This is a genomic window from Marinococcus halotolerans DSM 16375 (assembly GCF_000420725.1).
GTDB classification, from domain to species: Bacteria; Bacillota; Bacilli; order Bacillales; family Marinococcaceae; genus Marinococcus; species Marinococcus halotolerans.
The window spans coordinates 77,326-89,536 of sequence record NZ_ATVM01000004.1; the positions used below are offsets into that span (position 1 = coordinate 77,326).

At 45.1% G+C, this 12,211-nt stretch carries 12 protein-coding genes, 1 tRNA gene and 1 other RNA gene; all 14 read right to left on the bottom strand.

What is annotated here, in order from left to right; genetic code table 11:
- Positions 1-15: 15 nt before the first annotated feature.
- The 14 genes from G548_RS0104300 to G548_RS0104360 all read right to left on the bottom strand — a co-directional run bounded on the left by G548_RS0104300 (position 16) and on the right by G548_RS0104360 (position 12,210).
- Positions 16-903, bottom strand: a complete 888-nt coding sequence (locus G548_RS0104300; RefSeq protein ID WP_022792916.1) for a carbohydrate ABC transporter permease — start codon at positions 901-903, stop codon at positions 16-18.
- An 18-nt stretch (positions 904-921) separates the two neighbouring features.
- A complete protein-coding gene (locus G548_RS0104305) occupies positions 922-1,794 on the bottom strand; it encodes a carbohydrate ABC transporter permease (RefSeq protein ID WP_022792917.1) in 873 nt (290 codons plus the stop codon).
- A 93-nt stretch (positions 1,795-1,887) separates the two neighbouring features.
- Positions 1,888-3,435 (bottom strand): response regulator transcription factor, encoded by a 1,548-nt coding sequence (locus G548_RS0104310; RefSeq protein WP_022792918.1) that lies wholly within the window; start codon positions 3,433-3,435, stop codon positions 1,888-1,890.
- The gene (locus G548_RS17355; RefSeq protein ID WP_022792919.1) at positions 3,404-5,227 is read right to left on the bottom strand and encodes a sensor histidine kinase; all 1,824 of its coding nucleotides are present in this window, start codon (positions 5,225-5,227) and stop codon (positions 3,404-3,406) included. Before G548_RS17355 ends, G548_RS0104310 begins: the two co-directional genes overlap by 32 nt.
- A gap of 108 nt (positions 5,228-5,335) precedes the next feature.
- Positions 5,336-6,619, bottom strand: a complete 1,284-nt coding sequence (locus G548_RS0104320) for an extracellular solute-binding protein (protein WP_022792920.1) — start codon at positions 6,617-6,619, stop codon at positions 5,336-5,338.
- 178 nt (positions 6,620-6,797) lie between these two features.
- Positions 6,798-7,028 carry a YaaL family protein gene (locus tag G548_RS0104325; protein ID WP_022792921.1) on the bottom strand — a complete coding sequence of 77 codons (231 nt, stop codon included), beginning with the start codon at positions 7,026-7,028 and terminating at the stop codon, positions 6,798-6,800.
- Positions 7,029-7,038: 10 nt separating this feature from the next.
- Positions 7,039-7,635: a recombination mediator RecR gene (recR, locus tag G548_RS0104330; RefSeq protein ID WP_022792922.1), complete on the bottom strand. Its 597-nt coding sequence runs from the start codon at positions 7,633-7,635 to the stop codon at positions 7,039-7,041.
- An 11-nt stretch (positions 7,636-7,646) separates the two neighbouring features.
- The gene (locus G548_RS0104335) at positions 7,647-7,958 is read right to left on the bottom strand and encodes a YbaB/EbfC family nucleoid-associated protein (RefSeq protein WP_022792923.1); all 312 of its coding nucleotides are present in this window, start codon (positions 7,956-7,958) and stop codon (positions 7,647-7,649) included.
- 18 nt (positions 7,959-7,976) lie between these two features.
- The gene (dnaX, locus tag G548_RS0104340) at positions 7,977-9,728 is read right to left on the bottom strand and encodes a DNA polymerase III subunit gamma/tau (RefSeq protein WP_022792924.1); all 1,752 of its coding nucleotides are present in this window, start codon (positions 9,726-9,728) and stop codon (positions 7,977-7,979) included.
- Between the two features lie 152 nt (positions 9,729-9,880).
- Positions 9,881-10,146: signal recognition particle sRNA large type (gene ffs / locus G548_RS18965), an RNA gene on the bottom strand.
- An 87-nt stretch (positions 10,147-10,233) separates the two neighbouring features.
- Positions 10,234-10,404 carry a YycC family protein gene (locus G548_RS18970; protein WP_022792925.1) on the bottom strand — a complete coding sequence of 57 codons (171 nt, stop codon included), beginning with the start codon at positions 10,402-10,404 and terminating at the stop codon, positions 10,234-10,236.
- A gap of 86 nt (positions 10,405-10,490) precedes the next feature.
- Entirely contained in the window at positions 10,491-10,976 is a 486-nt protein-coding gene (gene tadA, locus G548_RS0104350) for a tRNA adenosine(34) deaminase TadA (RefSeq protein WP_022792926.1), read from the bottom strand.
- A gap of 83 nt (positions 10,977-11,059) precedes the next feature.
- Positions 11,060-11,152: transfer RNA gene (locus G548_RS0104355), tRNA-Ser, on the bottom strand.
- Between the two features lie 125 nt (positions 11,153-11,277).
- A complete protein-coding gene (locus tag G548_RS0104360; protein WP_027847200.1) occupies positions 11,278-12,210 on the bottom strand; it encodes an ABC transporter ATP-binding protein in 933 nt (310 codons plus the stop codon).
- Position 12,211 lies beyond the last annotated feature (1 nt).

The window sequence follows — 12,211 nt, forward strand, 5'->3', positions numbered from 1 at the left end:
TTCGTAGTAAAAATATCAGCCTTTTACAGCTCCCTGGGTCATGCCTTCAACGATTTGCTTTTCCATCAGCAGATAAAAAATGATTGTAGGAACCAGCACAAGGGTTAACCCCGCCATCTGAGCCGGATAATTTGTTGTATAGGCTCCAGCAAAGTTTGCCAGGCCGAGCGGCAGTGTTTGAAGCGCTTCGTCGCTGATGAGCACCAGTGCGAACGCAAATTCGTTCCAGTTATTGATGAAGTTGATAATGACTGCCGTAGCAATAGCCGGCCTTGTCATTGGCAGAATAATGGACCAAAAGATACGGAAGACCCCGCACCCATCCATAATCGCTGATTCTTCCATTTCCTTTGGAAAAGAACTCATAAAGCTGGTAAGCAAAAATACTGTGATAGGTAAATTGAATGCTACATACGGGAAAATTAATGCCCAGTATGTATTTAAAATCCCTAAATTCTGCATAAGTATATACATCGGCACAAGTGTGGCATGAATAGGGATCAAAAGGCCGATCACGAGAAAGCCATAAATGAATTTTTTACCCCGAAATTCAAACCTGGATAAAAAGTAAGCTGCCAGCGCACCGGAAAAAATAGAAATCAGCACAGCCACGGCTCCCACTAATACGCTGTTAAAGAAGAATGTACCAATATTTGCCGTCACCCAGGCATCCTGAAAGTTTTCAAACACCCAATTAGCCGGAAGGCCGAACGGGTTTAATGAAAAATCCTGGCTCGTTTTAAATGCGTTCATGATCATCCAGAAGATAGGGTATGCATTCACGATGGTGAATAAAATTAAAATAATGTATACAAGCGTCCGCCGGAGTTTTCTTTTTGTTTTCGCTACAGCATCCCGGTCTACGGTAGCCGCTTCTCTTGGTTCTGCTTTATTTCCCATCATATTTCTTTTCTCCCTTCTCTATGTTCTTTTAACACCCATTACCTTCGTCGTGATCAAAATCAGGATCAAGCTGAATACGAGAATTAAAATCGAAAGCGCGCTTCCATACCCGTAGCTCAGGCCTTCAAATGTTTCACTGTACATATAGGTGGCCATTACCTCTGTGGAATGCGCGGGCCCTCCCTGCGTCATAACATAAATCAAATCAAACGTTTTTAAGCTGCCGCTTATACACAGGACAATCGCGACTAAAATAACGTTTCGGATGGAAGGGAGCGTAATGTGAACGATCTTATGCCACTCCCCTGCCCCGTCAAGTTCTGCTGCTTCGAGCAGCTCCTTGGGAATGGTCTGGAGAGCAGAAAGAAATATAATGAAGTACAAACCAACAAACTGCCAGACTATCGTAATTAAAATAGCAAATATGGCGGAATCAGGGTCTCCGAGCCAGTTCTGCTGAAGAAAACCAAGTCCAGTAGTCTCCAGTAAATTATTAAGAAGACCCTGCTCTGAGTTGTATATCATTCTCCATGTAATAGAGATAACAACAGTCGAAATAACTACCGGAAGAAAGCCAATCGTACGGAAGAACTTCGCACCTTTAATTTTCCGGTTTAATAAAAGAGCCAGGCCCAGCCCAATTGGAATTTGTCCAAGTACAGAGGCAAGCACTACTAAAATGTTATTACGCAGTGACAGCCAGAACGTGGAATCCTGAAAGGCAGTAATGTAATTTTCTATTCCGACAAAGCTCATGGCAGAGAACCCGTCCCAGGCCATAAAAGAATAGTAGAAAGAAATAAAAATCGGAATAATGCCAAATACCATATAAATGATCAATGGCAGCACCAAACCTAAACCAATTTTCCATGGACTTCTGAGCAAGTGCATTTTGTCCCACTCCTTTTTAGAAAACGCTTACATTTTGATTATAAAAGGAGTGGCTGATATAAAAAATCGACTTTTTTAACATAATATCCACATTTATTGAGTGTTTGTTGTATTCATGGCACGATACTGTGTAGGAGTCGTTCCTTTATATTTCTTGAATACCTTCACAAAATATTTGTATTCGCTGTAGCCGACATATTCGGCAATCTCAAATACCCGGTTAGGAGTAGTAACCAACAACTCTGAAGCTTTTTCGATACGGAGCGTATTTAAATAATCCGAAAAGCTCAATCCTGTTTCCTGCTTGAATAATATACTAAAATAATTTGGAGTAATAAAATGATCTTCAGCAATCGTTTTTGCCTGCAGATCATGCTGATAATTATGCTTCATGTAATGCAGCACCTGATCAATGATCCAATTGGTTTCTTTTCTATTTGATAAAGCTCCGGCCATCCGAAGCATATCTTCCATGAAGAAGCTTTGAATATCTTTGACTGTATTATAAATACGAGTATCGATATCCTGCTGGAGCTTAAACTCGTTTATATCGAATGTCCGCTCCTGTATCTGGGAAAAAACCTTATTTTTTATTATTACTTCAAGCTCCCTCATCATACGGAAGGCTGGTTCAACAGCTATATCTCTTTCAATTAATTCGTCAAATACTTCCTGTACCAGTTCTTTTGCCTCTCCAGTTCGACCTTCCATAATAAAAACAGCCAACTGATCTTTAAACGCTTTCGTAACAGGCAGGGGCGGCACCTGTATTTTTTCGCTCAACCCAGAGGTAACGCTTTTAGAGGTGCCTCTGATGCTGGTTAAAAATGTATCGGCTTGTTCATAGAGCATTCGTATATCTTGAAAAGGACCTGAAGCGGAGACTGCTGTCTGGACATTTACCCCTTTCTCTTCGATTTGCTTTTGCAGTTTCGTTATTCGTTCCTTCTTTATTGAAGGAGCTGAGTCGTCCCCACAGCATATATATATCCATTCATTTTCGTGCCTCCATACGCGGATGAGTTGTTTAGTCCACACTGCCAGCTTGTCTTCAATCATCTGCATTAACTGCTCTTTCTGCTCTTCTTTTTCCATCTTTTCTTTCCCATGGGCGTAGCCTTTTATTTCTGCGACCACTACGTAATAGCTTTCGTACTGTTCTTCCCACCGATCCATTTCTTCATTTGCAATGTGATGGCGGAAAAGCTGTTTTTGCACCGCGAGCTTCAGCTTCTCCCCCGGATCATTATGGTCTTTACCAACATAATGTTTTTTGTGCTGAAGTCGTTTTACGATGGTTAACAGCTCTTCAATGTTAATCGGCTTTAGTAAAAAGTCATTCACTCCTAGTCGGAGAGCCTGTCTGGCGTATTCGAATTCGTCATATCCACTGAACATAATCACTTCTACTCCCGGATGAAGCGCGGTCAATTCTTCTGTTAAAGCAAGCCCATCCATATTAGGCATCGTAATATCCGTAAGAACAATGTCTATTGATTGCTCATTTAATATATCCAGCGCCTCGATACCGTCATAAGCTACACCTTCCACCTTCACACCGATGCTTTCCCAGTCAATCGTTTGAGAAAGTCCTTCACAGATCATAGGTTCATCGTCCACGATCAGTATTTTCGTTGTCATTTTCCTCCCCCTCCTCCTGGTTGAGATGCAATTCATTATTTTTTTCTTTTAAAACAGGAAAACGTATTTGAATATGTGTGCCTGTTTTTGCCGGCACTATGTTCAAACCAAATCCCTCTCCGTACGTGTTGGTAATACGCTTCTCAATATTTTGCAGCGCAAATCCCTGACGCGATTTAGGAGAGCTGCTTTTTAACTCTTTAATATTTAAGGCTCCAATGCCAAGACCGTTGTCTATAACGTCTATAATAAGCTTCTCCCCCATCCGGTAAGCCCGGACATCGATATGGATGGTCTGCTTATTTGCCCCCATCCCATGCTCAATGCTGTTTTCAATTAAGGGCTGCACAATCATTTTCATTACCGGCACTTTCTCCAATCCCGTTTCTACAAATAAAGAATAGTGAAGTTTTGCTCCCATCCTTCTTTTTTGAAGCTCCAAATAACTCTTCGTACTCATTAATTCATCTTCAAGGTCCACCCAGGTGTTGCCTTTGCTTAACGTATGCCGGAAAATCCGGGAAAGATCTTCAATGCTTTTACCAGTGTCAGGGGCTTTTTCCAGCCTCGCTGACCATCGGATCATGTCCAGGGTGTTGTATAGAAAATGCGGGTTGATCTGACTCTGCATCGCCTTCAGCTCTGATTCCTTCGTCTTAAGCTCCAATTTATATTTTGTATTAATCAGCGATTGAATTTCCTGCACCATTCGGTTGAAGCGTCTGCTTAATGTACCGATTTCATCTTTGGAAGCCACTTCCACACGGGCAGTAAAATCACCCTTTTCCACCCTTTTAATTTCTCGTGTTAAGGCTCCGATAGGCTTCAAAACAAACATGAAAAAGCCTATAATAACAAGGATACTTAAAAGAATGGTGCCAATAATAATACCGGCAGTAATGTGGCGTACGTTAGAAAGCTCCGTTGCTATATACGATTCCTTCACCATGGAGACAAGATATAAATCTTCGAGCTGCTTGGAAGAAACGTAATAATCTTCACCATTGTAGCTGTATTTAAAGGGCTCCTCCTGTTCGTTTTTTATCCGCCGCATAAGGGTTTGGTCGGAAAAAGAGCTTCCGGCGGTTTCTTTGTCTGCATGAAGCATCAATGTACCATCTTCTCTCAGTACAAATAAGTCGCTAGAGGCATTTTCCAAATCACTCATTAAATAATCATACAATTGCTGCTCATTTAGGTGGATTCGCACCTCCCCTATTGAATTCGTAAAATCATACCGGCTGTTAATCTGGCGAAACAGGCTGATCACTTTTTTCTCTTCTGCCGGAAAACCTGTCTGCACTTCATATGGATCTGTCCATAGCACCCGTCCCTCCAGTTCTCTCGAAGCCTTGATCCAATTTTTATTTTCGTTTTCAACATAGTCCCCCATCATAATGGAACGCCCATTTTCCCCTTCAATAAAAACTGACTGAAAATAACTTTTATTTGTTAAGTGAAAGGTGAAAAATGCGCGTAGATTTTCATTCATGTTGCTGAATTCTTCCACCGTGGCCTCCCCGTCTTCAAGGGTCAAATACTGATGGAATTCGTTATTATATATAATGTATTCTGAAATATCCTCAATCTCTCTCATCGTGTTACTCAAGTCAGCTTCAATGGAAGAAAGGTTTTGATTAGAAGTTTCAAGCGCCTGTTGACGAAGAATATTATTGGATTGATAAAAAAAGATAACACTTATTGCTAAGATAGGAAGCGTAGCCAGGCAAAGAAATATGATGGTTGATTTTGATTTGAGGCTCCAGTCCTTTACTTGAAGCTTTTTACGCACTGCCCTGCCCTCCTTTCTGTAAACAAAAAGGAGGATAAACCTGAAATTCGGTTATCCTCCTTTTACTTAGTATATACGAAATCATCTTTGACAGGCAGATAAGCTGAATTACTCTACTTCTTTTTGCAGAGCTTCACCGATTTCTTCTGGTGTCGCTTCTCCAAGTGTTAAAGCTTGGAGCTGGTTTTCCAATTCATCATTTAAACTCGGTGTAAGGGTTGCATCATACACTGGGGCATTTTCTGCCTCCTGTGTAAGCTCCATCATTTCTTTTATTAGTGGGTCCAGTTCATCATTTGGATTCTCTACGTTGGTCGGGACAATCCGCCCCACAGCCTGAAGTTCTTCAAATAATTCTTCATTATAAAGCCATTTCAAAAATTCTTTAGCTGCTTCCTTTTTCTCGTCCGATATATCGCTGTTAATTGCACTCGCGCTTCCCATAGTATTTGAAATACTGTTACGCTCACCTAAAGGAATCGTAGCAAGACCAATCTCCTGATCCTCCTGTTTATTTTCGATAATTTCAGTGGCAGCCCAGTTCCCGTCCATTACCATAGCAGACTCCTCCTGCAGAAACTGATCTATCATCTGCATGCTGTCAATCGTATTCAAATCAGTATTAAACGCTTCCATGTTATTTAACTCTTCAATGACTTCAAGACCCTGGATAAACTCTGGATCAGTAAATTTCCTATCTCCATTTTCCACGTCCTCCAAAAAGTCAGGACCTGTAAATCGATCCGCTATAGTTGAAATGTAGACTGACTGCAAAACCCATCCGCCTGAATTTCCAAGAGATATTGGAGTCACATCTTCATCCTTTAAATCTTCAATAAGCTGCAGGAACCCTTCATAATCTTCCGGAAAACTATCATGCCCCGCCTCGCTCAGCATTTCTTTGTTATAGTATATAAAATGTGTTGGGTTACTGTTTACCGGCACCGCATATGTGTTGTCTTCTATCGTAAATTCATCAAAAGACCCTTCTTCCAGTAAACCGCTATCAAGCCAGTGATCCTCTATGTCATCAATCGGCTCCACCGCACCCGCTTCTACAAGCGGCCGCAGTTCAGCTCCCGGCCATACTTGAAATACGTCCGGCAGGTCCCCGCCAGCGGCCCGAGTGTTTAACCTTGTACGATAATCATCGTTCGGTGTTGTATTTACATCCAGTTGAATATCCTCATGTTCATCATTAAATTTATTTACTATTTTCATGAATGCTTCAAAATCAGGACGTCCTGTATCAGCCGATTTCCAGTAGCTGAGCGTTATCACATCGTCATCTCCTCCGCCGCTACCGCTTTCATTTCCGCACGCAGCGAGCCCCCCAAGCGCCAGTGCACCAGCAAGTGAAGCCGCTACCGGCTTTTTCCATCTACTCCCCATTAATATATCCCCCTCATTAATGTAATCGCTTTCAAAAACAATCGTATCATGAGGCTTTTAAGGAAGTAATACAACAAAATTTGAATAATATCTACTTTCTTAATCTGAGTGTTTACTATTATGTAAAAAGCCGCTTCAGGTTCCGGGCGCACCAGAAGCCTAAAACGGCTTTATTGTATTAATCCAAAGCAAACGGACTTGTTTTTACTTCATACCTCTGATGCCTTGCTTCTTTGAGTAAAAAAACATATTTGGCCTGATGAATTTTGAACTGGATGGTAAGCTCTTCCGAAGGCTCCACGCTTTTATTCAACAGCTGCTGGTACTGCTCCATTTTTTCCTTTGCCGCGTAGATATGGTCCTTCAGCCGTTCGAGCTCCTGTTTTTTCAGCTTTTTTTTCAGTGGCATACAGATCCCCTTACAGTTCGCGACGTCCTTCAATGGCTTTTGACAATGTTACTTCATCAGCGTATTCCAGATCCCCGCCGATCGGCAGACCATGAGCAATTCTTGTCACCTTCATACCGGTCGGCTTCAAAAGCTTCGAAATATACATGGCTGTAGCTTCTCCCTCAATAGTCGGGTTCGTCGCAATGATCACTTCCTGGATCTGCTCATCCTGCAGCCGAGTTAACAGGTCCGGCACGTTAATGTCCTCAGGCCCAATGCCGTCCATGGGCGAAATCGCCCCGTGCAGCACGTGGTACAGCCCTGAGAACTCCCGCATTTTTTCCATCGCGATAACGTCTTTGACGTCCTGCACGACGCACACGATAGAGCGGTCGCGCTGCTTATCCTGACAGATATAGCATGGGTCCGTATCAGTAATGTGGTGGCAGACCGAACAATACGTAAGCTCCCGTTTTGCATTAACAAGCGCTTTGGCAAATTCGAGAACATCGTCTTCTTTCATATCTAATACATAAAAAGCCAGCCGACCGGCCGTTTTCGGGCCGATGCCGGGCAGCTTCATAAAGCTGTCGATTAATTGCGAAATAGGTGTCGGATACTGCACCTGATCTCCTCCTAGAACATTCCGGGAATGTTCATTCCTTTAGTAAATTTCCCCATGTCCTGCTCAACGAGCTCATCCACTTTTTTCAGTGCTTCATTCATTGCTGCAAGCATGAGATCCTGAAGCATCTCCACATCGTCCGGATCGACAACATCTTCGTCAATTTCAATGTCTAAAATCTGCTTGTCCCCGGAAGCTACTACTTTTACCGCTCCGCCGCCAGCTGTTGCTTCTACTGATTTTTCCTTCAGCTCTTCCTGAGCCTTCTGCATATCCTTCTGCATTTTCTGCATCTGCTTCATCATATTTGCCTGGTTTTTCATTATAAATTCCTCCTCATATTAGTGATCCACGACTTCGACAAACTCAGAGCCGAAGCGCTTCACTGCTTCATCCACCAGCGGATCCGGCGGCTCTTCCTGCGAGTCTTCCGGAGCTTCGGATTCTTCGCTTTCTGCTTCTTCTGTACCGTTTTCCTGCTGATGCTGCTTATACTCTTCCTTAATCCTTTCCCATTCATTCGAAAGGATCGTGTATGGCTCCAGTTCTTTCCCCGTGATTTCCCGAAGGGCGTCGATAACCTCCTGCTGGAACTTTGTTTCAATCATGTTGCGGTGCATTTCATTTTTGAAGGCTAAAAGCACAGCTGTCTCATTCACAATCACTGGTTTGGAGTTGTTCAGCCAGGCATGACCGGGCACGCTTCTCGCCCGCATCGCGTTCATCACGCTGTTCCACTGGTTGGCCAGATCCTGCAGGTCCTGCTTCGTCGCTGTTTTTAGAATCTCTTTGACTTTACCCTGGGACGGAGAAGAAGAAGCTCCTTTTTTGGGAGCGCGCCTGGCCGGCTCCGGATTAGGCTCTTCGGCTGCCGGCGCTTCCTGAACCGGAGCTGTCTGCTGTGCCGGTTTTTCTTTCAACGCTTTTTCAAGTGATGCAATACGGTTTTCCAGACGCGCCGTTCTGTCCTCCGAAACACTGCTTTCTGCCGCCGGGGCAGTACTATTGGCAGAGGTATGGCAGGACTGAATCAACGCCACCTCCAGAAAGATTTTAGGATGGCTCGACCAGCGCATGTCCTGATGAATTTTATTTAACTGATCAATCATCTGGTAAATCCATTCTGCCGGCACATCAGAAGACAGGGCTTCAAACTCCTGATCGAGCGTGGCCCGGTCCAACAGCTCCTGCATGCCCGGAGCCGCCTGATGCAGCAGCATATCCCGGAGGTAGTAGATAATGTCCTCCATAAAACGAACCGGGTCTTTGCCTTCCTTTACCAGGCGGTCGGCTGCCTGTACTGCTTCGGCTGTATTCTGTTCCTTCAGTGCACGCACAGTATCTGTCAAAAACTGCTGCGACACGGCGCCGGTGATCGCCAGCACGTCTTCTGCCCGGACTGCTTCCTCAGCAAACGACATGGCCTGGTCAAGCAGGCTGAGCGCATCTCTCATTCCACCTTCAGCCGCCCGGGCAATCAGGTAGAGCGCCTGTTCCTCCGCCGACTCCTGCTGCTCACCTAGTATATATTTCATGCGTTCGACCAGCGTCTCCGGCTGGATACGTTTAAAATCAAAACGCTGACAGCGGGAAACAATAGTAAGCGGAATTTTGTGCGGCTCCGTGGTCGCCAAAACAAAAACAGCATGCTTCGGAGGCTCTTCCAATGTTTTCAGCAGCGCATTGAAGGCCCCGGTCGACAGCATGTGCACCTCATCGATAATATACACTTTATAACGGATATCCCTCGGAGCGGCAATCACGTTTTCGCGGATATAACGAATCTCATCCACCCCGTTATTGGAGGCGGCGTCAATTTCTATCACGTCAACGACTGAACCGTCCATGATCCCTCTGCAGGCATCACATTCGTTACATGGTTCAGCTGTCGGAGCCTGCACACAGTTAATCGCTTTGGCGAAGATCTTAGCGGCACTCGTTTTTCCTGTTCCTCTTGGACCGCTGAATAAGTAAGCATGGGAGAATTTTTCCTGCACGAGGGCATTTTGAAGCGTTTTTGTAATATGTTCCTGGCCCACTACGTCTTCAAGCAGCTGTGGCCGCCACATCCGGTATAAAGCTTGATGGCCCAACCATGTTTCCCCCCTTCTTTTCCGTTTCTTCCTCTATTCATTATACCTATTTATAAAGGTATTTTCAAAACTCAAACAACCTGAGGAGGGATGCGAATATAAAAATAAAACGACCCCTGAGACGGAATCGTTTAGCTGATATGTTTATAGAGCCGTGCACCTTTCTTCGACAATATTTTCATAAGCGTTACCTGCGCAGTTTGCTCGGTCCAGGCAGCTCTGCGGCACACGGAAGAGTCCGCTTACTGCTGCTTCCTTCCGGACCTGACAGGGTTCGCGGGTTTCCGTTGCGCAGAACCTGGACGTCAACACCACTTACGCAGGGCAGACCCTACAAAAATAAAGCCTCGGAAAGGGATTCGGTCTTGCTATAGCGGATTGCAAGTACAGGGCACCGCTACCTCCCCACTTAGCACGGCAAATGGGTTCACTATATTTGGGCACTTCTTATCGAAGCGCATTAATAAGTATATCTATTTTTTCAGCATTATGCAACCGATGAGGTTCAATCAGCAGATATAAATTTACAGCCACTTTTACCGACTTCTTTTTCTTCCCACTCGGCAATTTTTTCTTTAATCAGATGAGGCGGTGTATGCATGATTTGCTCCGCCGGGACATTAAGCTTTTCAGACAGCTTCTGCGCCGTTTCCACGGTAAATTGATTTGAACGCACTGGAAAACCCCCTGTTTATTCAATAATTTTGTTAAATATAGCACGGTCTGCTTCTATATTCCAAATAGAATTAAACGGCTGTAGAGCTATTCCCCATTTTCTTTCCTACTATTCTTTTTCTTATCTCTCATTTGCCGGAAAAATGAAGTAAGAAGGTGTGCACAGGCGGCGCTTTCAACTTCGGGGACGACGTTACAGCGGTGATTAAAGCGTTCCTCCTGAAGCAGGTTCATCAGCGTCCCGGCGCAGCCTGCCTTGGGGTCATACGCTCCAAAAACGACAGAAGGCACCCGGGACTGCACAATAGCTCCCGCGCACATCGGACACGGCTCAAGCGTAACGTAAAGCGTACATTCCTCAAGCCGCCAGCTGTTTAAAAATGTACACGCCTCCTGAATGGCAATCATCTCAGCATGAGCACAGGCCTGCTGATCTTCCTCCCGCCTGTTCCGTCCCCATCCGATCACTTCATTTTGATAAACGATGACCGCACCAATTGGCACTTCTCCTGCTGCTTCTGCCTGCTCTGCTTCGCGGATGGCTTCCTGCATCCAATATGTATGTAGATCCATCACCGTCTGCCCTCTTTTCACTCGTAACGGATAGTGGCGTTAAAAAAAACTGCCGTCTGGGGCAGTTCTCACTGGTAAATTAATGGCGGAGGAGGAGGGATTCGAACCCCCGCGGGCCGCAAAGCCCCTGGCGGTTTTCAAGACCGCTCCCTTCAGCCAGACTTGGGTACTCCTCCGTGCTGAAAATATGTAGCTTGGTGACTGACAACGATAATCATAGCACAGGCCCAACCGTTGATCAACCCATACAGAAAGAAAATTTCCCCGTCCCTCTACGGCTTACGGAACGGGGAGATATAATTCATACCGGTGCCTGCTGGTGCATTTCTTCAAATTCTTTACTTGTGCACAGCACGTAGTGATCCTTCGTTACTTCCCGGAATTCAGGCTCTTCGCTCTGATCATGATCCTCCGGCTTATAAGCAAGCCGGCGTCTTGTGCGCTCGTGGACCGGATCCGGCTGTGGAATCGCGGATAAAAGTGATTTCGTGTACGGGTGCAGTGGATTTCTGTACAGCTCTTCACTCGAAGCAAGCTCTACCAGCCGGCCGAAATACATAACACCGATACGGTCGCTGATGTATTTTACCATGGACAAGTCGTGGGCAATAAACAAGTACGTTAAATCCTCTTCACGCTGAAGCTTTTTCATTAAGTTGACAACCTGCGCCTGAATCGACACATCGAGTGCCGAAATAGGTTCGTCGGCAATAATAAATTCCGGCTTCACAGCCAGTGCACGCGCAATCCCGATCCGCTGACGCTGGCCTCCGCTGAATTCGTGCGGGTAGCGCTCCGCGTGCTCCCGGCTCAGCCCCACCGTTTCGAGCAGCTCGTATACGCGCTGGCGGCGTTCTTCTTTATCCTTTGCCAGACCGTGAATGTCGATGCCTTCTGCGATAATGTCAATGACCTTCATCCGCGGGTTCAACGAGGAATACGGATCCTGGAAAATCATCTGCATCTGGCGGTTAAACTTTTTCAGCTCCGCCTTGGATTTTTTCCCCTGAACATTTTCTCCCTTGAACAAAACCTCGCCGCTTGTCGCTTCATACAGGCGGATGATTGAGCGCCCAGTCGTTGACTTTCCGCAGCCTGACTCTCCTACAAGGCCGAACGTTTCCCCTTTGTATATGTCAAAATTTAAGCCATCTACTGCCCGAACGAGACTCTTTCTGCCTGTTTTAAAGTGCTGACTCAGATTTTTGATTTCCAATAATTTCTCATCGCTCATA